This is a genomic window from Corynebacterium sp. HMSC034B08 (assembly GCF_001835805.1).
GTDB classification, from domain to species: Bacteria; Actinomycetota; Actinomycetes; order Mycobacteriales; family Mycobacteriaceae; genus Corynebacterium; species Corynebacterium coyleae.
On sequence record NZ_KV825968.1, the window covers coordinates 34,980 to 57,747 of the forward strand.

Annotated in this window: 22 protein-coding genes and 3 pseudogenes; 14 read left to right on the top strand and 11 right to left on the bottom strand. The window is 61.6% G+C overall.

Features of this window, described 5'->3' with window-relative positions; translation table 11 throughout:
• Positions 1–59: 59 nt before the first annotated feature.
• The 6 genes from HMPREF2656_RS09115 to HMPREF2656_RS09140 all read right to left on the bottom strand — a co-directional run bounded on the left by HMPREF2656_RS09115 (position 60) and on the right by HMPREF2656_RS09140 (position 3,302).
• Positions 60–269 (bottom strand): LapA family protein, encoded by a 210-nt coding sequence (locus tag HMPREF2656_RS09115; RefSeq protein ID WP_005295518.1) that lies wholly within the window; start codon positions 267–269, stop codon positions 60–62.
• A 17-nt stretch (positions 270–286) separates the two neighbouring features.
• A complete protein-coding gene (locus HMPREF2656_RS09120) occupies positions 287–841 on the bottom strand; it encodes a DUF2815 family protein (RefSeq protein ID WP_013888887.1) in 555 nt (184 codons plus the stop codon).
• Positions 842–866: 25 nt separating this feature from the next.
• On the bottom strand, positions 867–2,000 hold the full coding sequence (locus HMPREF2656_RS09125) for a DUF2800 domain-containing protein (protein WP_005295513.1): 1,134 nt from the start codon (positions 1,998–2,000) through the stop codon (positions 867–869).
• A complete protein-coding gene (locus HMPREF2656_RS09130; protein WP_005295510.1) occupies positions 1,993–2,415 on the bottom strand; it encodes a hypothetical protein in 423 nt (140 codons plus the stop codon). The genes HMPREF2656_RS09125 and HMPREF2656_RS09130 overlap by 8 nt, the downstream gene beginning before the upstream one ends.
• Entirely contained in the window at positions 2,412–2,654 is a 243-nt protein-coding gene (locus HMPREF2656_RS09135) for a hypothetical protein (RefSeq protein ID WP_070816453.1), read from the bottom strand. Before HMPREF2656_RS09135 ends, HMPREF2656_RS09130 begins: the two co-directional genes overlap by 4 nt.
• A gap of 63 nt (positions 2,655–2,717) precedes the next feature.
• Positions 2,718–3,302 carry a sigma-70 RNA polymerase sigma factor region 4 domain-containing protein gene (locus tag HMPREF2656_RS09140; protein WP_005295504.1) on the bottom strand — a complete coding sequence of 195 codons (585 nt, stop codon included), beginning with the start codon at positions 3,300–3,302 and terminating at the stop codon, positions 2,718–2,720.
• A 445-nt stretch (positions 3,303–3,747) separates the two neighbouring features.
• On the opposite strand from HMPREF2656_RS09140, the gene HMPREF2656_RS09145 reads away from it, so the two are divergent.
• The 5 genes and pseudogenes from HMPREF2656_RS09145 to HMPREF2656_RS13635 form a co-directional block, all read left to right on the top strand.
• Positions 3,748–4,986, top strand: a complete 1,239-nt coding sequence (locus tag HMPREF2656_RS09145) for an ABC-three component system protein (protein WP_005295500.1) — start codon at positions 3,748–3,750, stop codon at positions 4,984–4,986.
• On the top strand, positions 4,973–5,206 hold the full coding sequence (locus HMPREF2656_RS09150) for an ABC-three component system middle component 7 (RefSeq protein ID WP_005295497.1): 234 nt from the start codon (positions 4,973–4,975) through the stop codon (positions 5,204–5,206). Before HMPREF2656_RS09145 ends, HMPREF2656_RS09150 begins: the two co-directional genes overlap by 14 nt.
• On the top strand, positions 5,190–6,851 hold the full coding sequence (locus HMPREF2656_RS09155; RefSeq protein ID WP_005295496.1) for a DUF2326 domain-containing protein: 1,662 nt from the start codon (positions 5,190–5,192) through the stop codon (positions 6,849–6,851). Before HMPREF2656_RS09150 ends, HMPREF2656_RS09155 begins: the two co-directional genes overlap by 17 nt.
• A complete protein-coding gene (locus HMPREF2656_RS09160) occupies positions 6,844–7,086 on the top strand; it encodes a helix-turn-helix domain-containing protein (protein WP_005295494.1) in 243 nt (80 codons plus the stop codon). Before HMPREF2656_RS09155 ends, HMPREF2656_RS09160 begins: the two co-directional genes overlap by 8 nt.
• A gap of 13 nt (positions 7,087–7,099) precedes the next feature.
• Positions 7,100–7,510 (top strand): annotated as a pseudogene (locus HMPREF2656_RS13635) (type I restriction-modification system subunit M N-terminal domain-containing protein); the annotation flags it as partial.
• 186 nt (positions 7,511–7,696) lie between these two features.
• On the opposite strand, the pseudogene HMPREF2656_RS12560 reads toward HMPREF2656_RS13635, so the two are convergent.
• Both HMPREF2656_RS12560 and soxR read right to left on the bottom strand, forming a co-directional pair.
• Positions 7,697–8,140: pseudogene (locus tag HMPREF2656_RS12560) on the bottom strand (ClpP family protease); the annotation flags it as partial.
• A gap of 374 nt (positions 8,141–8,514) precedes the next feature.
• Positions 8,515–8,982 carry a redox-sensitive transcriptional activator SoxR gene (soxR, locus tag HMPREF2656_RS12565; RefSeq protein ID WP_005295490.1) on the bottom strand — a complete coding sequence of 156 codons (468 nt, stop codon included), beginning with the start codon at positions 8,980–8,982 and terminating at the stop codon, positions 8,515–8,517.
• A 50-nt stretch (positions 8,983–9,032) separates the two neighbouring features.
• On the opposite strand from soxR, the gene HMPREF2656_RS09170 reads away from it, so the two are divergent.
• Complete coding sequence (locus HMPREF2656_RS09170; RefSeq protein ID WP_236609289.1) at positions 9,033–10,466, top strand: MFS transporter; 1,434 nt, start codon at positions 9,033–9,035, stop codon at positions 10,464–10,466.
• On the opposite strand, the gene HMPREF2656_RS09175 is transcribed toward HMPREF2656_RS09170, so the two are convergent.
• From HMPREF2656_RS09175 to HMPREF2656_RS09185, 3 genes are read right to left on the bottom strand one after another with little or no spacing between them, the layout of a single operon-like run.
• Positions 10,463–11,332: a siderophore-interacting protein gene (locus tag HMPREF2656_RS09175; RefSeq protein WP_005295486.1), complete on the bottom strand. Its 870-nt coding sequence runs from the start codon at positions 11,330–11,332 to the stop codon at positions 10,463–10,465. The genes HMPREF2656_RS09170 and HMPREF2656_RS09175 overlap by 4 nt on opposite strands.
• Complete coding sequence (locus HMPREF2656_RS09180; protein ID WP_034965027.1) at positions 11,329–12,924, bottom strand: ATP-binding cassette domain-containing protein; 1,596 nt, start codon at positions 12,922–12,924, stop codon at positions 11,329–11,331. Before HMPREF2656_RS09180 ends, HMPREF2656_RS09175 begins: the two co-directional genes overlap by 4 nt.
• A complete protein-coding gene (locus HMPREF2656_RS09185; protein WP_070816455.1) occupies positions 12,921–14,525 on the bottom strand; it encodes an ATP-binding cassette domain-containing protein in 1,605 nt (534 codons plus the stop codon). The genes HMPREF2656_RS09180 and HMPREF2656_RS09185 overlap by 4 nt, the downstream gene beginning before the upstream one ends.
• 54 nt (positions 14,526–14,579) lie before the next feature.
• Here HMPREF2656_RS09185 and HMPREF2656_RS09190 point away from each other — a divergent pair, with 54 nt between their 5' ends.
• The 8 genes and pseudogenes from HMPREF2656_RS09190 to mobF form a co-directional block, all read left to right on the top strand.
• A complete protein-coding gene (locus tag HMPREF2656_RS09190) occupies positions 14,580–15,179 on the top strand; it encodes a TetR/AcrR family transcriptional regulator (protein WP_070816457.1) in 600 nt (199 codons plus the stop codon).
• A gap of 32 nt (positions 15,180–15,211) precedes the next feature.
• Positions 15,212–16,231 carry an ABC transporter substrate-binding protein gene (locus HMPREF2656_RS09195; protein WP_070816459.1) on the top strand — a complete coding sequence of 340 codons (1,020 nt, stop codon included), beginning with the start codon at positions 15,212–15,214 and terminating at the stop codon, positions 16,229–16,231.
• Positions 16,198–17,238, top strand: coding sequence for a FecCD family ABC transporter permease (locus tag HMPREF2656_RS09200; RefSeq protein ID WP_246825149.1), 1,041 nt, complete (start codon positions 16,198–16,200; stop codon positions 17,236–17,238). Before HMPREF2656_RS09195 ends, HMPREF2656_RS09200 begins: the two co-directional genes overlap by 34 nt.
• Positions 17,235–18,239 carry a FecCD family ABC transporter permease gene (locus HMPREF2656_RS09205; protein WP_070816461.1) on the top strand — a complete coding sequence of 335 codons (1,005 nt, stop codon included), beginning with the start codon at positions 17,235–17,237 and terminating at the stop codon, positions 18,237–18,239. Before HMPREF2656_RS09200 ends, HMPREF2656_RS09205 begins: the two co-directional genes overlap by 4 nt.
• A 283-nt stretch (positions 18,240–18,522) precedes the next feature.
• Positions 18,523–19,491, top strand: a pseudogene (locus HMPREF2656_RS09215) (IS3 family transposase).
• Positions 19,492–19,921: 430 nt separating this feature from the next.
• Positions 19,922–22,006: a type ISP restriction/modification enzyme gene (locus HMPREF2656_RS09220; protein WP_141761058.1), complete on the top strand. Its 2,085-nt coding sequence runs from the start codon at positions 19,922–19,924 to the stop codon at positions 22,004–22,006.
• A 180-nt stretch (positions 22,007–22,186) separates the two neighbouring features.
• Positions 22,187–22,357, top strand: coding sequence for a hypothetical protein (locus HMPREF2656_RS13490; RefSeq protein ID WP_246825150.1), 171 nt, complete (start codon positions 22,187–22,189; stop codon positions 22,355–22,357).
• On the top strand, positions 22,275–22,768 hold a 494-nt coding region (mobF, locus tag HMPREF2656_RS13495; protein WP_305764533.1), incomplete at its 3' end, for a MobF family relaxase. The genes HMPREF2656_RS13490 and mobF, both read left to right, overlap by 83 nt.

The following is a 22,768-nucleotide window of genomic DNA, read 5'->3' on the forward strand; positions in this document are numbered from 1 at the left end:
GCTGGGAGGAGACCACCTCCCGGAAGTGGGCGTGGTGTCCTCCCAGCACGGGTGAAGGGTTAGCGGTCGTGGTCAGCGCGGTACTTCTCGAGCTCAGCCTCGGTATCAGCCATGAGCTTGTCGATGCGCTTGCGATCCTGGCGGATTGCCCGCCGTTCGGCAATCACAGAGGAGACCTTGATGACGATGAGACCGAGGACAGCGCCAACGAGCAGTGCCACGACTGTGGTGGTGTTTGCGGACAGCGCTGCTGAATAACACTCGTTCATGATGCTTCTCCGCTCTTCTAGTTGAGGAAGTCGTCCGAGGCTGCTGCGAAGCCTCCGAAGTCGGCCTCTGCGCTGATCCGGTTGCCGCCGAGCGGTTCGCCATCACGCAGCTTCTGGATGTTGCCCAGCCCGCAGGCGATACCCCGGTTGCCGTTCGTGTTGAACGCGTAGAAGCTGATGCTCACTCGCGCGTAGCAGCCCGAGTAGACCTCGTTGGCGTCCAGGATCGGCTGCAGGTCCGTACCCACGACCTGGGGTGGGGTGGTCGAGTTGGCGTTGACGAACATCGCGTTCGCATAAGCCTCATCATCGCGCTCGATATCACCATCACGCAGCGGGAGCTTCAAGGCGGCCTTGTTCGGGCGCTTGCCACCGAACTTGCCAATCCCAGCGTCGATCGCCGCGTCGATGGCGCGCTCGATCTTGGCCAGGGTCTCGGTGTCAGACTTCGGGATGATCAGGGACACGGAGTACTTGGGCTTGCCGCCCTGGATGGACTTTGCCTCGAAAATGTTGGCGTAGGACAGGCGAACTTCGCCGGTGACCACACGGGTCGGATTTGTTGCAGACATCTTGTCTTACCTACTTTCTTGTTCGTTACTTGATTGCAGTGAATTCATCTGTTGCCGACTGGATCTCCAGTGCGGGCCTCTTATCGGACTCGGGCACCAGCGTGGGCTTACCAGCGGGTTTGACCACGAGGTCCCCGAGGAGATCGGAAAAGCGCTTCTTGCCCAGCTGCTTCTCCAGCGCGGTGATGGTCTTGAGCTTGCGATCCCACACGTCGACACCGGCTGCCTCAGCTGTCTGGGCGACAGCGGCCTCGTCGGAGTATTTGCGGATCGAGCGGCCCTCGACGAGCTTGAACCCCGGCCAGGTCTTGCCCTGGTTCACCGCCAGCGACAGCGCGTGCGCTTCCACATCGGCAGCCCACGCCTTCAGGTCCGGAAGCTGGGCCAACACCTGTGCGATCTCGGCATCGCTGAACTCGGCAGGGGGTGCGAACTCGTACTTGGCAAGCGCAAGGTTCGCCTCGGCGCGCGTCCGGCAAGTGGGTGCGAGCTTGCAGAACCGGCACCACTCACCAGGAGCGAACTCGCCATCCCCGCTGGCAGCCAGCGCGGCACGAGGCTTGACGACCTGTTCCGCCCACGCCTCTAGCTCGGCCACCGGAGCCCTCCAGGTTGAGACGTTCGAGCGTCTCGGCTGGAAGATCGTCACCGCCACTTCGTTGATGTCGTACAGCGACCCGAACGCGTTCAACGCTCCGAGGGCATAGAGCATGAGCTGCGGATTGTGCTCGGCCTCGACCATGACACCCTGGCCGTACTTCAAATCGATGATCTGAAGCGTGGGCTCGGCGATGATCACGCAGTCGCCGGTACCGAACCCACCCGGCACCACATGGGAGAAATCCAGGCGCTGCTCGATGAGCACCTGCGGATCAGCACACACCTGCCGCACATCACGCAGCCGTTCCTGAACGAAGGCCACGTAGTCATCCGTCAGGGCATCCATCTCCTCGTCATGCCAGCTCGAGACCGGCTTCGTGGTCGGAGCGTCATGGAGTGCTCGGCGCAGCTTCCACTCCGCGAGCTCGTGAGCTGCGGTTCCTTGCTCGGCAGCCTGCGAGGTGGACTCCGGTAGCCCGGCCTCCAGCGTTGCCGACGGCGGGCAGGCAAGCCATCGGTGTGCTCCCGAGGCGCTGAGCAGTGCGTGCTGGTCAGGCATCAGCAATCGCCTCCGCCTGCTCCAGCAGCTGCCCGAACTTGGAGGGGTCAACCTCGGAGAGCTTGTTCGCGCCAGCGGCCTGGATGAGCTCACGAACCTGCGCGGTGTGGCCTGCCTGTGACAGGCGCGCTAGCACCGTGCGGACCTGCTCCAACGTCACCCGCACAACCTCCGGGACCGGGGCCGGGGCAGGTTCCGGGGCTGGCGGCTGGTGAGCCGCTACGTACTCTTCGGCTGCAGCTTCCAGTGCTGGCTGGGCGAGCTGGGCTGCGGCGATCGGGCGAGCCCCCGACATACCAGGGTGATCCTCGAACGATTCCCACGCGGCCTCTTCGATCGCAGAGGCCAGCATCGTGACCCCCTCCGCGATCCGGTTCAGCGCCGGGATGTAGCGGTTCGCTTCGGTGACGTTCACGCGGCATCACCACCACTCTGGGTAACGCCGACGGCACGGGCCAGCGCCATGAGATCGTCGTCTGGGCGGATGATTTCTACTGAGCGGACCTGGTTGCCCGGCACGAGAACGGTGAGCTGCTGTGGGTTGCCGAGCAGCTTGCGGGCGATCCTGCTTCGGATGCTGACCTTGCGGGCAGAGACCGCAGCGTCAGGTTCGGGCTGGTCAGTCAACGTGACCTTGAGACGATGATTGGACATCGTTTCCTCCTTTATGAATCAGATGAGCGTCGGTTTGTGCTGGCCTTCATGTGGGCCGGGCACTCATACGCCCCCGACGGGAGCTAGATCCGGACATTCCTGCTCGATGAATTCGCGAAGCTTTTTCAGAGCCCGCTTGACCGAGCGCCCGATGCTGTTCGCTCGCTTGGCCACGTCGGCTTCGCCTGCACCGGGCAGCTCCTCACGCGCGATCTCGACGAAGGAGAGCCCTTCAAACACGTGCAGGCGGATGTGCTCGGCTTGCTTGGTGCTGACCTGAGACAGCAGCCAATCGACAACCAGCTCACTGTCGATCTGGTCTTCATGAACCAAGACGTTCAGATACTGGGGTCCGTCGTGGACCTCGACTTCCCAGTCGCTATAGGAGAGGTCGCCACGGTTTCGAGCGTTCTCAACGGCACGAAAACTGCGGTAGGCAGTGCGCAGATATGCGACTTTCCACTCCGGCACGTACGTCGGGTCGTAGAGCAAGGAGAGAACCTCATCGGCACTCAGGCCAAGTTTCTCGTCGCCAACGGGTGGGTCGACGAGCTCGATCCACGCATAGTTCTGGGTGCCGTCCTTCGAGATGGTCGAAGGCACGTAGATCTGGGTGTAGACCTTGCCGCTGACCTTCTTGGTCCGCACGGAGTACGGCTCGCTAGTCCTTCTATTTGGTTGTGTTGTCAAGGGAATCCCTCCTGAGGAGGGAGACCCGCTTAAGTAAGCAAGCTCGGTGTCGAAGGTTCAGAAGAGATGGGCAGAGAAACGAGAAGGCAGGTACCCGTAGGTCGGGTACCTGCCACTTGCTTCTCTTACGCGTCTCCCTGGTGGTCGACGGCCTTGTGTGATCAGCACGCGGCACTTGTAGGTCACGGAACCGTCGTGGCCACTCAGGTCCCGCAGCCGTCTAGATCACTCACAGAGCGTCCTAGACTCCTTCGAAGGACATCAGCGGTAGACTTAAGATCACGATCTCTAGGTACTCAGCGGACGCCTCCGGAAGTACTTCGAGACTAAAAATCGGGCGAGAAAAAGTCCTTGCCCCGGTTTTGGTGCTGTTTTGGTCCTCTTTTCCCGAGGGAGGTTTTTGATGAGCCAGCTGTGCTTCGCGACCTTTGCGCGCGCCCTGCAAAAGGTGCTCATCCAGCCAGCAGCGAGTTACACCACTCCGACCAGGCAGGGAGCCAAGAAGCCGTCGACGGCGCGACCAAAGATGACCTCAACCGACGCCTACGTCGTAGAGGTGCTCTTGCGCTGGATTCAGGACTTCGCTCCAGTTGCCGACAGGGATGGATTCGACGTGTGGCGCACGCCCAAGACTGTAAGTGGGCTACTCAAGCAGGACGTCGAGCTGCACACCGGCTTCGGGCCCGTTCTGAAGCAACCGGGACTACGTGGGGCTGCACGTGAAGCGTTCGGCAAGATCGCCCAAGATATTGCGCCCATGCGCGAGAGCGACTTCAAAGCCGAGCTGATCGAACTGATCAAAGATGATCCCGAAGTCAGTGCCGACGCCGCAGAAGACCTGCTGTACACCGCAGACCAGGATGACGTGTCTTTTTATGCCGACACGTTCCTATCTGCCATTTCGAGAACGAACAAGAAGCGAGCCAACAATGGCGTAACCGAAGCGGATGTCGTGCTTGCAGCCCGCAATGGAGACTTGTGTCCTGTCTGCCGCAAAGAGCGACTAGTCAAAACTGTCAAAGGCGAACGGCGACCATTCTTCGAGATTGTCTCTTTCACCATTGGCGACGGCAGCGCTGAGACCGACCGGGAAGCGGTGTGTGTCAAGTGCGCCAAACAGGTCTCCACCAATGACACGTTGCTTGAAGTGTCTGATGTCGTAAACAAGCTCCGAGACATTCGAAATCGTAGGATTGCTGCAACAGCACTTCAGGACACCGCGCTCGATTCGCAACTCCACCCAGCGATCGCCTCTGTCATCGAAACGCTTGGGGAACGCATCGTCACCGGAGTCATCCCGGAGCTAACGTTGGACGCGGTGCGAGTCGCTGAAAAGGTCAGGCCCGAGTATTTTGAGCTCGCCGAGCGGATCAAGATTCATGTCTTGAAGTGGTATCGCATCATCGAGCAAGAGTTCCGCTCTCTCGAGGGCGTCAGAGGTCGCAGCAGATTCGACGCGATCGCCGGGCAAGTCGCCGACTTTTACGACCAGGCGTCCCAGCACACTGACGACCAGCAGGCGATATTCGATCAAGTTGCTGATTGGATCCACACCAACTCCGACTCTGTGAACCTCAGCGCGTCGGTCATCGTGACGTGCTTCTTCGTTCAAAACTGTGAGGTGTTCGATGCGATTGCCTAGCAAGGTCACCCCCTACTCGCAGTCCACACTGAGCCAGTTTCCACCGATCCTGACGCATCTGTCCGATCAGGATCTCAGTCCCGCTGCCTTATACAAGAAGGTCAAATCAAAGTTTGCCGACGTGGACGAGTTCGTCGACACGTTGGACTGTTTATTCGCACTCGGCCAGATCGAGCTGCTCTACCCGGAGGAGGTGCTCCACTATGTTGGTCGAGTTTGACAGTGACGCGTTCTTTCACGACAAACAACGCCCCGGCCCGCTGCGCTTAAAAGAAGGACTCAACACGGTTCTCGGCACGGAAAACACTGAAAACTCAATCGGAAAGTCCACCACGCTGCTGGCCATCGACTTCTGCTTCGGCGGTTCTGACTACATCGACAAAGCCAAGGATGTCGTCAAGAACATTGGGCATCACGAGATTCGCTTCGCGTTCCTTCTCGGAGGCGAGACGCACTACTTCCGGCGAGCCACTGACACCCCCAACGCGGTTACCTTGTGCGACAAGGAATACCGAGCACTGCGCACCATGACGCTTGAGGACTTCAAGGGCTTTGTCGGCACCCAGTATGGACTTCAAGAAACTGGCATCACGCTCCGTCAAGCAGTCAGCAACTTCTTCCGCATCTGGCAACGGAAGAACTCCGATGTCGACCACCCGCTTCTTGCGTACCCGCGAGACACCCAGGCTGACGGCGTCAAGCGTCTCCTGAAGCTGTTTGATGAGTACACCAAGCTTCAAGGCTTCATGGCTGCTAAGGAAGAGGCTGTTCGAGAGCTTGATCTGTTCAATGCCGCCGGGCGCTACTACGACTTCCCCCGAGCAAGGAACGTCACCGAGGTCAAAAACAACACCCAGCGAATCGAAGACCTCGAGACCGAACGCGACCAAGCAGGACTCCGCGCAGGATTGACTGCAAAGGATTACACCTCAGCTCAACAGGCAGCCATCAACGAGGTGCAGGCAGAACGCGAGCCCTTGCTGCGGCGCTTCAACCAGATCGGTCGACAGATCAACTCCATGCGACAGGCAAAGGGGATCTCATCTGAGGTCAACCTGACCAAGAAGTTCGATTCCTTGCGCGAGTTCTTCCCAGGGGCAAATATCGAACACATCGAGAGCATCGAGCATTTCCACCGCAGTATCCGTCAGGTTCTGGACTCCGAATTCAAAGCAGAAACCAAGCAGTTGGAAGAAGAACGTGGGCGAATTCAGCAGCGTCTTGACCAACTCAGCGCCCGCCTCGAGGATCTCTCCGTCGCGCCCACGGCAACGCAGGCCGATATCCGTGCCTACAGTGAACTCGATCGCCAGATCAGATCACTGCGCAACGCCAACAAGGCTTTCCATGACGAGCAGCGACTCAGGGAAGCCAAGAAGCAAGCTTCCGAAGCGCTCGACGAAGCATCCGAATCGATCCTGAAAGACATCGAATACAAGCTCAACGGAGCGATGCAGCGCCTAGATGGGGAAATCACCCGCGAGGAACGAACCCCACCAAGCATCCAGATCCCAGCGATCGACAAATACTCCTACGAGATCGAGAACGACTCAGGAACGGGCTCTACCCAACGCGGCCTGATTTCATTCGATCTAGCAATGCTGGAAACCACGCTTCTCCCTGCAGTCGCCCACGATTCGATGCTCGTCCAACCAATCGAAGACCAAGCCTTCGACGGAATCGCGCAGGTGTATGCACGTCAGAGAAAACAGGTTTTCCTCGCGATCGACAAAATCAGCCGCTACTCGGAGGAAACCCGACAGATCTTGACTAAGTCAGCATTCATCCATCTTGAACCCGGACGAGAGCTGTTTGGCCGGTCGTGGAGCAAAAAGAAAAAGAGGAAGGCTAACGACAGTGAGTAAACGAATAGAGTTCGACCTCCAAGTCAAAGCCTCCTACAAACCCTTGTGGAAGCTGCTGGTAGACAAGGAGAAGCTCAAGCAAGACCTGCGCGAGGAAGCCAAACTGTCGTCCACCACGATGGCCAGGCTCAACAACGGCGACAACGTCACCACCGACGTGCTCCTACGCATCTGCCAGGTCCTCAACTGCCAGATCGGCGACATTGTCACAATCATCCCTAAAGAAGAAGCTTAAAGGAACCTGCCCCATGTCTCAGATTGACGTCAAGAAGCAAGTTGATCACGTATTCAGCATCGCCAACTCGCTACGCGGGACATACCAAGCCGACAAATACAAAGACGTCATCATTCCGATGACCATCATTCGAAGGCTCGAATGCGCCCTAGAAGAAACGAAAGATGCTGTCTGCACGGTCTACGAGCAAGACGACTCCACACCCGACGCGATCCTAAAGCAGGTCAGCGGATACCCGTTCTACAACACGAGCCGCTACACCCTAGAGAAACTACTAGCAGAACCTGCACAACTACACCGCAACCTGAAGACCTATCTTGAAGCGTTTTCCCCGAACATCCGCATGATCCTCGACAAGAATGAGGGCCTCGATTTCTTCACTCAAATCGACAAGATGCACAAGGGCTCACGCCTCACGGGTGTTGTCCGCAAGTTTTCTGAGCTCGACTTGGCCCCTGAGCGCATCAACAACGTTGCCATGGGCTACATGTTCGAAGAACTCATCCGCAGGTTTTCTGAGAACGCGGAGGCTGGTGACCACTACACGCCGCGAGAAGTAGTTCGCCTCCTTGTGCGCCTAGGGCTAGCAGAAGGAAGCGAGGATCTATTCGAGCCGGGGAAGAACATTAACGTCGCGGATCAGATGGGGGATTGTTCCTCGGCTTTGAGCGGCTGGCTGGTGGAGCACGATCCGTGCGTGCGGCAGCGCGGCACGTTTGCCTGGCGCGCCAGCTGTCAGTAGTACCGCTCCGACCGATACCGCCTGAGCGACGCATGTTGTTGCGATGCTGGGCTTGATGAACTTCATCGTGTCGTAGATGGCGAGCATGGCACTAGGGCCACCACCTTCGCAGTTGATGTAGAGCTGGATGTCGCGATCCGGGCTGTCTGCTTCGAGATACAGCAGTTGCGCGATCAGGGCATTGGCGACGCCTGCGTCGATCCCAGTTTCCAAATAGACCACGCGTTCGGTGAGTAGGCGGGAATATACGTCCATAATGCGTTCACCGCGTGGGTGCTGCGCGATGACATTGGGAATGGTGTAGCTGCTCATCCCGTTCCACCCGTCTGGCGGTTTTCACCTTTGGCTCCCGATGGTTCGGGGACAAGCCGAGGAAATCGCACATTCCGTCGCGCGCGAAGGCGCCCTCGTCACGCCTCCAGCGGCTATGAGCACTGACCCCTTGAATGAGGCCTCAGGTCTCCGTATCTGCATCGGACGCCCTGATCCCCGTCAACTCGAACGTGGGCTTGCTCGGCTCCGGAAAGTCATTCAGAAGACGCTCTTAGCGCGAAGAACGCGGAGAAGGCCAAGGGGCTCCTGAATGGTCAATGACGGAAACAGCGTCGGAGGGGAGTTGAGTCTATGAACGATTCTCGAGCCGCACGACTCGGTGAGGCATCCTATGCGATCACAGCTGAGACGGCTCATTGTGCGTCAACTCCCGAGGGATACTGCAATCTCCTCGCGCCAGGGCCTTCGGAAGAAAGCTGGTCGTCAGGGTTGAGCACGCGGCATGTATTGAGTGAGAGACACCCACAACCGATGCACCCCACTAGTTCTTCTTCAAGACGTTCAAGTTCCCTCCGTCGCACCTCAAGTCGTTCATGCCAACGTTTGGAGATTCTGCGCCAGTCGGTCTTTCCTGGCATCCGATTCTCAGGAAGTGAGTCGAATACTTGGGCGACTTCGGCCAGTGGAATGCCGAAACGGCGGGCGGCGGTGATGATTCCGATCCGGCGAAGCACATAACGCGGATACCTGCGCTGGTTCCCAGCTGTACGAACAGAAGAAATCAGCCCCTGATCCTCATAGAACCTAACCGCACTCGTGGCGATCCCGGCACGACGAGCAACCTCGCCAACAGTGAGGAGATCGGTCGGTGCATAACTCATACTCGCGACTCCTTGACTTCAAGTTGACTTGAAGTTCTAGTGTAGCCGGTGTGACCTCATCGACACCAGAACATCAGCCACAGCCCACATCCAGCACTCCTCTAACACCCAAATCGGGATGGGGCGCTCTCTTCTCGAAGCCGCACCTAACGGCAGTCATCGTCATGGCCAGCGGGGTCGGCCTGTACGCGATGAACCTATACTTCACCGCAGCCCTCATGCCAACTGTGGTCGCTGAGATCGGTGGCCAGCAATACTATGCCTGGGCGTCAACCGGGTATCTGATCACCGCAGTGATCGCGACGATGTTCGTGAGCCGCATGCTCACCACTCAGGGCGCTGCACACACCTACGTCACCGCGTACCTGCTTTTCGCTGCCGGGACTCTCATCAGCGCAGCAAGCCCGACGATGGAACTGTTCGTGACCGGGCGAGCAGTACAAGGCTTTGGCGCAGGCCTACTCACCGGTCTTGGGTACGCCGTGATCCGAAGCGTGCTGCCGCAGACGCTGTGGACTCGTGGTACCGGAGTGGTGTCCGCGATGTTCGGCATCGGCACCCTCGTGGGGCCTGCACTTGGCGGCGTGTTCGCCGAACTCAACGCATGGCGAGCAGCATTCGGAGTGCTCGCCGCACTTGCGGTGATCCTGTCGGTCGTGACGCTACGTGCCCTGCCGCGACGGAAACCTGCGAAGTCGATCCGGTTGCGCGTCCCGATTCCGTCGATCATTGCACTGGCCCTGACCTCAGCAACGCTCAGCCTCAGCTCGACCCTCTCAACCTTCTGGGTGCCGGTCATGGTCGGCGCAGGGTTGCTCCTTCTCATTGTGTTTCTTGCCGTCGATGCACGCGACGCCAACGGCGTGCTTCCTAGGCTCACCTATGCCCGTTGCAACCAACTCAAATGGGTATATCTCACGGTAGCGGCGCTATGCGCGGGCGTGATGGTCGAGAACTTCATCCCCCTGTTCGGCCAGCAACTCGCGAACCTCTCCCCACTGTTGGCGGGACTGCTCGGCGCGGTTCTGTCGTTGGGGTGGGTTGTTGCCCAGCTCTTCAGCGCGAACGCCACGGGGAAGATCGCTCGCAGACTTACTCGTACCGGTCCAGTGCTCCTCACCGTGGGCCTGGCAAGCTACGGAGTACTGCAAGCTGTGCACGCCACGGCGTTCATCGTTGTGTTATGGGTGGTCATGCTGTTGATCGCTGGTATCGGAATCGGGCTCGCCTTCCCGCATCTCTCAGTCGCAGCAATGAGCAGTAGCGACGACGAAACCGAGGGTGCGAAAGCGGCAGCTGCCGTCAGCACGACCCAATTGATCGCGTTTACCCTTACCTCCGCGATCGCAGGAAACCTTCTCGCCCTCGGGAGCGCAAGCCAACTCGCCGCCGCCCGCTGGCTCGTACTAGGAATCGCCGCGCTTACCGTCATCGGCACCGTGACCGTGCTCTTCGTCACTGGAAAAGCTCGAACAGCACGCTAGGGGGAGGGAACCTCTCGACCCATTTCGTCCGCGAGCATTTCTGTGTCGGCGCGCGTGTCCGGGTCGGTAAGGTCGGCGTCTTTTGCCACCGCTTCCACATAGGCGCGTCGGATACGTTCATCGCGTGCGGTGCTGCCGCAACCGTGCTTCCAGTATGCCGCGGCGAACATATGGTCGCGGTCGTGCCCGTGCTTTGTGAGGCATCGTCGCCCCTCGGCGACAGTCGAGGCTTCGGCGGCGAGCCAAGCTTGCACTCCATTGTTCCTGGGAATTGAGGGGAGTACTTTGTTGAGTTCGTCGCGGAGTTGCATCGGTGTCCAGGCGTTGCCGACGTGGGGATGCAGCTGGAGGTTGAGGCGCTCGGGGATGAGCACGCCATCGTCGGCTTCTGGGACGTGGAGCCAGGCGTGAACCTGGTGCTCTTCTGGAATGGCGTGGAGGATCGTGGCTGCTGCGGGGAGCGCGCTAGCGTCAGCTACGAGGATGTGTTCGGTGATGTCGTCACCGAGTGCCCATTCGCGTCGGACCGCGTGCACGTCGATTCGGTCGCCCGTGCGAGCGTGGGTGAGCCAGGGGGCGAGGATACCGCCCGTGTGTGTGAGGACGTCGATCTCGATCGTGTCGGGTGTGGGCCGGCGGGAGACGGTCATTGCTCGGATCTCGGGTGCGCCGTCCTTTCCGGGAACGGCGATTTTGATGCCGTCTGCGGGCAGCGTGGGCTCGTAGCGGGCCAGGTCGGAGGAGGTGAGGGTGACGCGGGTGTAGCTGGGGGCGATGCTGCGGATACTGGTGATTTCGGCGTTGGTGGAGACCGGGCGCATGTTCTGTTGGGTGAGTTCGCGGATGCGGTGGCGGATGGTGGTCATGCCTGCTGTGGTCCTTCAAGGGTGATGGTGCGGTTGGGGTGCCAGATGGTGGGGTCGCGGTGTGTGACGAAGATGAGAGTCCCGTCGTAGGTGGCGAGGGTGTCAGCGATCCGTTGTTCTGTGGCCGTGTCGAGAGCGGAGGTGGCTTCGTCCAGCACGAGCACCGGCGCGTTCTTGAGGAGGGCGCGTGCGATCGCGACTCGTTGACGTTCTCCCCCGGAGAGCGCCTGCCCGTGAATGCCGAGGTGCTGGTGGATACCCAGCGGGTCACGAGTGATCACCTCCCGGAGTTGGGCGCGCTCGGCTGCCTGAAGGATCTCCTTGTCGGAAGCTTCGGGGCGGCCGAGTTTGATGTTCTCGGCGAGAGTGCCGGTGAGCACGATGGGGTCCTGGGGGACATAGGCGATTCTTGCGGTGATCTCTGTCTCCTCAAGTGCGGCGAGTGAGACCCCGCCGAGAGTGACAGTTCCATCGGCGGGATCGTCGAAGCGCTGCAACAGTCCCAGAAGGGTACTCTTGCCGGCACCGCTGGGGCCTGCGATGTGGACGCGTGCGCCTGGGGGAATGTTCGCGGTGATCGTGCGGAGCGCGGGTGGATGCGCGACGTCGCGGAGCTCGATCTCCGAACCTGCCGGAGGGACGGGGTCAGCGGGAGCGGGTAGGCGCGGCGCCATCGCGGCTGTATGGTAGGCCGAGCTGTGTGAACGTACCTCGTTGAGGCTGACCCCGGCGAGGGCGAGTTCATCGATCGGGGCGGACGCCCGGATGGTGAGCACCAGCAACGCGAGGGCTGCCTCAGGTATCGCGAACTCTCCAGAAGCAGCGAGCATGATCAGCATCCCGGCAACGGGCATGACCGACGCGAGAAAGGACACAAGGGTCGCGGGCGCTGCGGCCTGGTTGGTGCGCGCCATCGCCTGTTCCTGTCGCCTCCAAGCCTCATCCGCGCGGACGAGACCTCGGGGGCCGGCTGCGGTGCGGATCAGTTCGAGGTGGTCGACGAATTCCATCGTCGCGCGCACCGTCTCCTGCTCGATGCGATGACGCTCGGCGTCGGCGCGTTGCAGGTGGCGTTGCGTGAGCATCTGCGTGGCGAAGGCGGCCAGCAGCAGGAGGGCGAGCACGCAGGCCTCGCCAGCCCCTGACACGAACCCGACCGCGACAACCATGAGCACGGGTACAAGCGGTGCGCAGATCACTGTCTGCAACTGATGGGCGGGCACGCCCATGAGCGCGGGTATGCCGCGTCCGGCAACGGTGGTCACGAGTGCACGGTTCTCTGCCGTGAACCAGGACAACTTCGTGGCGGAAAGAGATCGGCCGAGCTGGGCATAGAGGTCGCCGGCCAATCGTGCGCCGCTCAGGTAGCCGCTGCGGGAGACCAGCACGGTGGCGACCAGTGACACGGCCGCTGCGGCGAGCACAGGCAGCACCCCTCCCCGGTCGCGGATCGCGAAGGCAAGGACCGTGTAGGCAGTGGCTTCGGCGAGGGCTGCGAGCACCCAGCCGGCGCCGATCCATGCCATCCGCCGTTTTGCCACCGTCGGAAAGCCTGGCCGCACCTGCTTGGGTGCCGGAGTGTTGCGGTTCATTGGTCGTCTCCTTCTTCGGGAGTGGCTGGCGGGGCGAGCCTGTGGACATGGTCGGCTCGGAGTGCGAGACGTGGATCGTGAGTGACCGCCACGACGGTCTTCCCCTCAGCCCGGGCGAGCTCTTCGAGTTCGCCCCAGAAGCGGGTGGCTGTCGCGTCGTCGAGGGCGCTCGTGGGCTCGTCGAGCAGGATAGCGCCCGCCTGCGCGAGGAACGCTCGGGCAAGCGAGACGCGCTGGCGCTCGCCGCCGGACAGCAGCGCGGCGTCCGTATCGAGCGGGAGATCGAGCTGGGCGCGAGCGAGGGCGGCCGTCAGCGCCTGGTCGTCTGCATCGGGGGCGGTCAGGCGAAGGTTCTCGCCGATGCTTGCAGGGAGCACGTCCCCGCCCTGCGGGATCAGCAGCACCGCCTCCGGCCGTGCCGCTTCGGGAAACGCCGATATGTCGGTGCCAGCGACCCTGACGATGCCACTCAGGGGCGGCTGCAGGCCCGCGAGCACGCGAAGGAGGGTACTCTTTCCTGCACCACTCGGCCCCGTGACCGCCGTCACCGCGGATGCTGGCGCGGTCAGGGAGAGTCCGTCGAGGGTCCTTCGGCCACCCGCCGAGACCACGATACTGTCCACCAGAATGCCCGGCCCGCTGACCGCGTTCGCGTTGCCGTGAGGCAGAACAGGCTCGGCGAGGAGTTCTCCGATGCGTGTGGACGCGACTCGCCCCGCGGCGACGTAGTCGAGGCCATGTTCAAGCCTCAGTGCGGGTGTGACGAGCGCCAGCCCCATCAGCAGGATCGCTGCGAGCACGGCAGGCTCCCGAGCGAAGCCGACCGCGTAGGCGATGGCGTAGCTGGAGGCCGCCTGAAGCAGGCCGACGGCTACCGCGGCAGGAGTGGCGACACGTCGCACCCAGTCGAGCATGCCGGTGGTGAAGCGCCGGGCGGCGTCCATGTAGTCCGCGAGAGCGCTGTTCGCTGCACCGTAGCTGCGGAAGACATGGATCCCACGAGCGTAGTCGTCGACCGCCGTTGTGATCTCGGCCATCACCCGGCCCAGCTCGGCGCCGTGTCTTGCCGAGAGGCGCGGGATCACCGTGAGGTAGGCCGTCCCGGCGAGCACGCCCGGGATGAGGGTGAGCAGGGACACGGGCCCGGCGAGCGTCAGCATCAGCAGGACGGCGCACACAGGCACCGCGACGAGCGTGGCTGCTTCCGCGGGAAGGTGGGCGATCATGTGATGCAGCGCGGCGACATCCTCAGTGACGAGCCGACGCAACCGATCCGTCGGGTAGGCGGCCAACCGGTCGGCCGGCAGCCGGAGCAGGCTACCGGCCACCGCTCGCCGCACACGCGCCTCGAGCCGCCCCTCGACGGCGTGCGCGAGCCACGAAGCGCCCGCAGCCAGGAGCGCCGCGCACAGCCAGGCGCCACTGGCCCAGCCCACCCGTGCGGGGGCCGGGGCTTCGATCAGGCGCACGATCTGCCACATCGCGGCCAGGCCGAATAGGCCCGAGAGTGTCGTGCCAGCCGTTGCAACGGCCAGTGCCGGGAGAGAGGGGCGCAGCAGTCGCAGGACGGCCGGGTCGAGGAGAGATGTCTTGGTTGCCATGTCTAAGACTATATGCGTATAGTTGGGGTAACCTAAAACTGAAAGGACGGCATCGTGAGCAAACTGGATCCTGCGCAGATCGTGGACGAGGCTCTCGCCTTCGTGCGCTCCGATGGCGAAGCCGCGCTCTCGATGCGGCTCCTCGCCACGAAGCTAGGCGTGACCCCGATGGCGCTGTACCACCACTTCGCAGATCGCGACGCGCTGCTGCTCGCGCTGGTGGAGCGGGTATCCGAGAAGATCGTCTTCCCTGCGACCTCGCACGATCCCGTACGGGACTCCGTCGATCTCGCTTTGTGTATGCACGGCTTCCTTGTCGAGCACCCCTGGATGATTCGCTTGATCTCCACTGGTAGGCTCGCGAGCCCGGCCGGCCTCCGGTTCCCGGAAGGATTCCTCTCCTGTGCACGGAACGCCGGGCTCTCCGACGAGGCAGCTTTCATGTTCTACCGCACCATGTTCGCGACCATCCTCGGACAGGCCACCATCACCTGCGCCCGGCTGAACCGTCCGAGCGTGCTCCCCGAACATGACGGTGTCCGCCCGTTGCTCCCCGTCGTCACGGAACTGGCGGCGCGCTGGCAGGAACTAGACACAGCGCAGACCCCGGCCCGTGTGTTCGAAGCCGTAGCAGGAATCCTGCCCGCGGCCTGAGGCCCTACCCACCAGAGAAACGAGAAAAGCCCATGCTCAGATCCGTTCATACCCGTATCGCCTCCGCGATGGCAGCAGTGCTGGCCGGCGCGCTGTTGCTCGCCGGTTGCGCCTTCGGGCCTATGACGCCTTCCACAGACGAACCCCCGCCCGGCGACGGTGCGTTCCCGGTGACGCTGCACAACGCCTACGGCGATGTCACGATCAAGGAGAGGCCCAAGCGGATTGCCGCACTCGGCTACGCCGATGTTGCGCTGGCGTCGGCGATGGGTGCGGAGGTGGTGCTGGCGCCCGAATCGTTCACGTCGGTCGCTGGAGCGGGCGATGAGAAGAACCTGCCGTATATCGACCCGCTCCCCGACGACACGACCTGGGTGAACCCGATGAGCATCAGTGTTGAGCAGGTCGCTTCTGCCAAGCCCGACCTGATCCTCGCCACCGCCGCGTTCACGCTGGATGAGGCCATGTACCAGCAGCTCAGCGACATTGCGCCGGTCGTCACCTACGAGGAGGGCCTCTACCGGGCCACGAGTGAGGAATCCGCCGCACGCGTCGGCCAGGCGCTCGGTGATCCCGAAGCGGCTGAGCGGCTGATCCAGCAGGCCGATGACGCCATCGCCAAGACGAAGGAAGAACTGCCGAACCTCGACGGGGGTACTTTCCTGTATGGGCAGGCTCGCGATGGCGTGGTCGTGTTCCTGGTCGATCAAGAGAATGTCACCGCCCGGTTCATGCAGCAGCTCGGGCTCGTCTCCCTTCCCGCGATCACGGAACTCGGCGGGCAGGGTTCTGTGCCCGGCTCGATCGACGTGAGCTTCGAACAGGCCCCACTGTTCAACGACGCGGGGGTACTGTTCATGACCTATCAGTCTGATGCCCTGCAGCAGAAGTTCGAGTCCGATCCGATCGTGTCCCAGCAGCCGATTATGCAGCAGCGGTACGTCCCCGTCGGTCTCGAGGCCGCGACCGCACTGCAGGATCCCAACGTCGCGGCCGTGCCGTGGCTACTCGACGAGCTATGCGCTGGCCTCGAACTCATTCCCGCGTCGTGACACGCCCGCGCGAGGAGGCGTCGCCTGTCCGCTTGCCGCGCCTCCTCGTTGTGGCGCTCATCGCAGCCATCCTGGTGATTCTGCTCACGTTCGCGAGCATACTGATCGGTTCCAAGCCTCTCGGCCTTACCGAGATCATGGCGCTCGTCAGCGGCAGTGGATCCGAGGAGGTGCGCACGCTCGTCGGTGAGGTGCGTCTGCCGCGCACTCTCGCCGGGATGCTCGTCGGCGCTGCACTGGCTTGGTCCGGGGCGCTCATGCAGGCGATGACCCGGAACCCCCTCGCAGACCCGGGACTGCTCGGCGTCGGGTCAGGGGCCGCATTCGCGGTGACGATCGGTATGAGCTGGCTCGGACTCCGCTCCGCCTTCGGGATCGCCGCCTCCGCGATCATCGGTGCCGCCGCAGTCACGACGGTCGTGCTCATCCTCGGCCTGCGAGGGCGTGCGGACGGTTCTCGGCTGATCCTCGCCGGAGTCGCTTTCAGCATGACGGTCTCTGGCATCCAGTCGGCTATCACCCTGCTGAACCCGCGCGCGCTCGACGCGATGCGCGCGTGGTCAGCCGGATCGCTGGCGAGCCCGGATAGCAAGGTCATCGCCTTCTCGCTCCCGATACTGGCCGTCGGCGCGCTAATCGCCTTTCTGCTGGTCCGCCCGATGGATGCGCTCGCCCTCGGTGACGACCTCGCCCGCGGCCTCGGCTCACACCCCCTGGCCACCCGGATCGGCACCGGGCTGGCGACGGTGTGCCTCGTCGGTGCCGCCACCGCGATCGCCGGGCCCATCGGGTTTATCGGGCTCATGGTGCCGCACATCGTCCGCCCCTTCACGGGGCCCCGCACCGCACCCCTCCTATTGATATCCACGTTCACGGGCGCCGGCTTAGTCCTCACCGCCGACATCCTGTCCCGCATCGTCCTTTGGCCGGGAGAGATCCCCGTCGGGATCGTCAGTGCAGCCCTCGGAGCGCTGGTCATGATCGTTCTCCTTCGGAGACGCCGATGAACCGACCCCCGACCGGTCACAGACCCGGCGATCGGATCGCATGGCGATGGGCCGTTGCACTGCTCACGCTCGCCGGCCTGATCCTCGCCTCACTCGCTTCCGGGGACCTGCCGCTGACCCCATGGGAAGTGCTCGAAGCGATCCTCGGGCGTGCCGATGACTTCACGACGATTGTCGTCCTGTCTTGGCGGTTACCGCGTGCGCTCACCGCCATCGCCTTCGGAGCAGCCCTCGGTGCTGCCGGCGCGATCTTCCAATCCCTCACCCGCAACCCGCTCGGCAGCCCCGATGTGATCGGCTTCAACACCGGCGCCTACACCGGTGTTCTCCTCACCCTGCTTCTCCTACCGGCAAGCGGGTTCCTCGCGCTCGCGGTTGCCTCCATCGTCGGCGGCCTCGTGACAGCTCTCCTCGTGCTAACCCTCGCACGCGGCCCGAGAAACGGCGGCCGCGGGCTCATTCTCAACGGGATCGCCATCAGCGCCCTCCTCACCGCGGTCAACACTTGGCTGCTTTACCGCACCGATACCGCCACCGCCGCCACCGGCTCCATCTGGGCCGCAGGCACCCTGGACAACATGCGTTGGGCGCAGGCCTGGCCCGCCCTCGCAGCCCTCGCCGCTATCGGAATAGCCACCTCCGCGGTGCTCCCGACACTCCGAATCCTCGCCCTCGGCGACGACCTCGCAACCGCACTCGGCCTAAGAGTGCCCCGCACGAGAACAACACTTGCCATCGCCGCGGTGCTCCTCACCGCCACCACCACCGCAGTCGCCGGACCGGTCATGTTCATCGCCCTCGCCGCACCACACATCGCGAACACCCTGCTCCCACGCGACCGCCCAATCCTCGCCGCCACCTTCTCCGGCGCGATCCTGCTTGCCGCCGCGGACTGGACCGCCGCCCACGCCTTCGCACCAACCCAGCTCCCCGTCGGCGCGATCACCGTCAGCCTCGGCGGCCTCTACCTCACACTCTCGGTTTTGCTGCGACGTCACTGACCAGCCACAAGCCCGCCGGTTCGACCATTGCGGCTCGCTCACATCACGTTTCACGAGCCTTTTCCGTTCGTCTCCCATCCTGTGCGCTGCGTCTTCCCGAACATTTCCGGAGCTTTCCTCCCGTCCCCTGCCTCAGTGAGAGAGAACAACAACATGTCTGAGATGTCCTGATAGGGACTATCCACTGTGTCCTGAGATATTGGGCTGACCCCGTTTCGTAGGTCCGGTGGTTCTGAGAGTCGTCCTGCCGCCCGAGGGTTCGGGCAGGGAGACTGGTCAGATCATGTCGAACAGCAGGAAGCGTCACACCCCGGAACAGGTCGTCCGCAAGCTCGGGTAGGCCGACAGGATACTCGCCGACGGCGCGGATGTCGCGGCGGTGTGCCGGGAGCTCGGGGTGTCCGAGCAGACGTACTACCGGTGGCGTAACCAGTACGGCGGGTTGAAGGCCGACGACGCGAAGCGCCTGAAGGAGCTCGAGAAGCAGAACGCGACGCTCAAGGGCGACACGACCGCAGGCCCGGACCGGGCGTTGCGGGACTGGCTGCGTGCCTGGGCGAAGAAACGCCCCCGTTACGGGTACCGACGCGCGTATCACGATGCGCGCGCCGAGGGCTGAGTCGTGAACCACAAGAAGATCCAACGCCTCTGGCGTGACGAGGGCCTCCGCGTCCGGCAGCAGCGGCGTCGCAAACGCGTCGGGTCCTCGACCGTCGACCCCGCAACAGCGGACGCGCCGAACGTGGTGCGGGCGGTGGACTTCCAGTTCGACGCCGACGAACAGGGCCGGCCGATCAAGATCTGTTCGATAGTCGATGAGCACACCCGGGAATGCATCGGCGGGCTGGTCGAGCGGTCGATCACCGCCGACCGGCTCACCGCGTATCTCGAGGATCTCGTCGCCGTCCGCGGCGCTCCCGTTGTGCTCAGGTCCGACAACGGGCCGGAGTTCATCAGCGAAGCGATGGCCGACTGGGCAGGTACCCGCACCGGCCTGTCCTACATCCCACCGGGCTCGCCGTGGCGGAACGGGTACGTTGAGTCGTTCAACAGCCGGCTCCGCGACGAGTGCCTCAACATCAACAGCTTCTACTCGCTGCTGCACGCGCAGGTCGTGATCGGCGACTGGAAAGACGAGTACAACCATCACCGCCGGCACTCCTCGCTCGGCTACCTACCCCCAATCGAGTACGCTCAGCAATGCACCCATCAAATCGAAACCGACGGCTCACAGAGCGTCCGGACCGAATGAGGGGGGCGGCCCATAAACGCGTCACTCTGATCGTTACCACGTCCTCGCGCTGTTCCCTTCTCCCGAGCTCCTCCGGGAAGGAACAGCGCGACGTCTATGCTGGTTGTTTCCGTTGCTACGATCACCTGCTCAGCAATTGCTGCGCGCGAAATCCTGACTGGTTCACTCCGGTTCAGGGGCGAACCTGAACCTTGCGAGGAGTCCTCTCGCTAGCATGGTAACCCAGTTCTCGATCCGCTTCTTCGGCGCAAAATTGCTGGTCATAGCGGGTATCGGCGCCATCCGATAGCACCGCTCCGCACTGGGGTCTTGCATCCAGCGTGAATGGTTGTGCGACCCTGCAATGGGTACAGGTACTTACCCATTGAGCGTTATCCAACACGTTGCCGAGAAGGCTGTGCCCTACGGGAAGGGGGCGGTGGCGGACGCAGTGTCCTCCGTTGCTAAGCGCCTTTACGGAATCGAGCTTCAGTCTGGCCCGTTTTCCGTCGCTGAACTGCGTCTAAGCCAAGCGATTCGGGAGCACGGCGGATCGCTGCCAGATGATGGGCTGCACCTGTTTGTTGCTGACACGCTGGAAGATCCGACTAAAGGTAGTGATCGCCAGCTCAGCTATACGCTGCAGATGATTGCGCAGCAACGCGAGCAGGCCAACAAGGTCAAGCTCGAAACTCCAATCCAAGTTTGCATCGGAAACCCGCCTTACAAGGACAAAGCTGAAGGCCTGGGCGGCTGGATCGAACAAGGATATGCAGCAGAAACAAAAGCCCCACTCGATGATTTCCGCTCCCCTGGAAACGGAAAGTACGAGTACGTCCTGAAAAACCTATATGTGTACTTCTGGCGCTGGGCGATGTGGAAAGTCTTTGAGAGCATCAAGGACTCCCCAGACGGCGTGGTTTGCTTCATCACCGCCACCGGATACCTCAACGGCCCAGGATTCCGGGGGATGCGTGAATGGATTCGACGCAACACTTCCCGAGGGTGGATTATCAACCTCACACCCGAAGGAAAGCGTCCTCCAGCGAAAACAGCGGTATTCAACATCGAAACCGAGGTCGCCATCGCACTTTTCGTGCGCAAGCAGAACAACGACCTGAACACGCCAGCCAACATTAAATACACGGAACTGCACGGCACCAAGGAGCAGAAATTCGAGGTTTTAGGAAACCTTAATCTTGACGATGAGTGCTTCGAGGACACCGGAACCGGATGGAAGGACGGTTTCGTTCCATCCGCTGGAAACCAGTGGGCTAGCTACCCAGCTCTTAACGACCTGTACTGCTGGACCGCGCCAGGTGTTAAACCTAATAAGAAATGGGTTTATTCTCCTGATCCGGGAGTTCTCCAGCAGCGGTGGGACGAACTTACCCAAGAAGCTGATACCGACCGTAAACGAGCGCTTTTCAAAGAAACTCGGGATACCACCCTAGAGAAAATCAAGCGACCTCTTCCGTCGGGGGACGCTGAACAAAACACGCGGGTTCCTTTTTCTGAGGTGAAGTGGCCGTCAGAACCTGCGATCGTTGAGGTCTGCTACCGATCGTTCGACCGTCAGCACCTCATTGCGGATAGTCGTTTGCTTCATATGCCAAGCCCAACGCTGTGGGCGGGCCGGTCAGATGGCCAGATTTTCTTGGTTGAACAGCACGCTCACTACCCCAAAGCTGGTCCGGGGGTTATGTTCTCCCACCTGATTACAGACATGGATACGTTTAATAACCGAGGTGGTCGGACGCTGCCGACCTTCCACCCAGATGGATCTCCAAACGTTGCCCTAGGGCTGTTGGAGGCGCTCTCGGCTGCGCTTGGTCAGACAGTCACAGCTACCGATTTGTCCGCCTACGTGGCAGGGGTTTCTGCTCATCCGGAATACGTGGACATGTTCAGTGAACCGCTGCATTACTCCGGTAATCATGTTCCGATCACTGCTGACACAGAACTATGGGATGCAGTCGTGGAGGTTGGGTACAACATCATTTGGTTGCATACCTACGGTCACCGTGGGAAGCCAATGCCAGGGATCTCTCAAATAATGGGTGCACCGCAGAAGGGGTACACCCTCCCGTCCTATGACAAGGCAGTTGGCGTAAACATGCCAGAAAAAGCGACTTACGATGAAGACACCCGCACTATCCATCTAGGGGATGGCCGTTGGTCGAACGTTGCCCCTGAAGTTTGGGGCTACACTGTCGGCGGCGTTCAGATAATTGATTCGTGGGTTGGCTACCGACGGAAAAAGCCTAAGGGGCGGAAGTCGTCCCCTTTGGACGAGATTATCCCGGCCAGCTGGCCAACTGAATGGTCCCGACAATTCAGTGAGCTATTAGCAGTGTTGACTCACCTAGTTCACCTGGAGAAAAAGCAGAGTGAGCTGCTCCACGCTGTAGTGGAAGGTGACCTGTTGTCGCGGGACAAGCTGGAGGCTGACGGGGTGTCCTGGCCGAAGACAGACCGCGATCGCGCCCCGAAATATCCGCTGGAAGAAGGCGATGGCTTCTTCGTCACGCAGTAATTCCCACGAGATGATGGTTTTAGGGGTACACCTCAGTGCGACAGTGTGAGCGCCACACATTGCGTCGGTTTCCGCTGGGGTTTTCTCGCGTCGTAGGCACTCACTCGGGAATATTTTCCAGACCAATGACGCTATTGCGACATAGGTTCCACTACTCAACTTACGAACTCGGGGCACTTCATGCTGACGATTGCGAAACTGCATGGCGAATCCGTGGTCTATTACGAGTCCACTGTTGGCAATGAACCCGGCCAGACGGCGCCTGAAAGTGGGCCGGATTCGTACTACTCCGAGGACGGAACGAAGGCCCGCGCGAGCGTGGATTGCGGCTCGTTCTCGCGCGCAAAGTGAGCGTGTTTCTGCGCGGCTTGGTGTTGAAGTCGATGCTGAAATTCGTGGCGATTCGGTGCGAGATTGGTTCAATAAAGCGCTCGCACCAAGTGGGGAGAAACTTGGGCGCGCGCCAAAATCAACCGGTGTGCCGGGGTTCGATTTAACGTTTTGCGCCCCGAAAAGTGTGTCTGTTTTGTGGGGGTTCGGAAGCGAAAGTGTGCGCCAGGTAGTCGATGCCGCGCACGCGCAGGCGGTGTCGGAGGCGCTTTCGTATCTTTCCGAGCACGCCGGGTACACACGCCGGGCCGATGATTTCGACCGTGCTCTGATGGTGATTGATCGCGTGGAAGCGCTCTTCGGGGTGAAGTATGAGCACCGGACAAGTCGCGCTGGCGACCCGCATGTTCACTCGCATGTTCTATTTGTTAG

Coding starts and splice junctions, on each gene's coding strand:
- HMPREF2656_RS09145 (WP_005295500.1), top strand. CDS start 3,748: ATGAGCCAGCTGTGCTTCGCGACCTTTGCGCGCGCCCTGCAAAAGGTG.
- HMPREF2656_RS09205 (WP_070816461.1), top strand. CDS start 17,235: ATGAACCGACCCCCGACCGGTCACAGACCCGGCGATCGGATCGCATGG.
- HMPREF2656_RS09115 (WP_005295518.1), bottom strand. CDS start 269: ATGAACGAGTGTTATTCAGCAGCGCTGTCCGCAAACACCACCACAGTC.
- HMPREF2656_RS09150 (WP_005295497.1), top strand. CDS start 4,973: ATGCGATTGCCTAGCAAGGTCACCCCCTACTCGCAGTCCACACTGAGC.
- HMPREF2656_RS09135 (WP_070816453.1), bottom strand. CDS start 2,654: ATGTCCAATCATCGTCTCAAGGTCACGTTGACTGACCAGCCCGAACCT.
- HMPREF2656_RS09155 (WP_005295496.1), top strand. CDS start 5,190: ATGTTGGTCGAGTTTGACAGTGACGCGTTCTTTCACGACAAACAACGC.
- HMPREF2656_RS09195 (WP_070816459.1), top strand. CDS start 15,212: ATGCTCAGATCCGTTCATACCCGTATCGCCTCCGCGATGGCAGCAGTG.
- HMPREF2656_RS09175 (WP_005295486.1), bottom strand. CDS start 11,332: ATGACCACCATCCGCCACCGCATCCGCGAACTCACCCAACAGAACATG.
- HMPREF2656_RS09185 (WP_070816455.1), bottom strand. CDS start 14,525: ATGGCAACCAAGACATCTCTCCTCGACCCGGCCGTCCTGCGACTGCTG.
- HMPREF2656_RS09180 (WP_034965027.1), bottom strand. CDS start 12,924: ATGAACCGCAACACTCCGGCACCCAAGCAGGTGCGGCCAGGCTTTCCG.
- soxR (WP_005295490.1), bottom strand. CDS start 8,982: ATGAGTTATGCACCGACCGATCTCCTCACTGTTGGCGAGGTTGCTCGT.
- HMPREF2656_RS09120 (WP_013888887.1), bottom strand. CDS start 841: ATGTCTGCAACAAATCCGACCCGTGTGGTCACCGGCGAAGTTCGCCTG.
- HMPREF2656_RS09200 (WP_246825149.1), top strand. CDS start 16,198: ATGCGCTGGCCTCGAACTCATTCCCGCGTCGTGACACGCCCGCGCGAG.
- HMPREF2656_RS13490 (WP_246825150.1), top strand. CDS start 22,187: ATGCTGACGATTGCGAAACTGCATGGCGAATCCGTGGTCTATTACGAG.
- HMPREF2656_RS09125 (WP_005295513.1), bottom strand. CDS start 2,000: ATGCCTGACCAGCACGCACTGCTCAGCGCCTCGGGAGCACACCGATGG.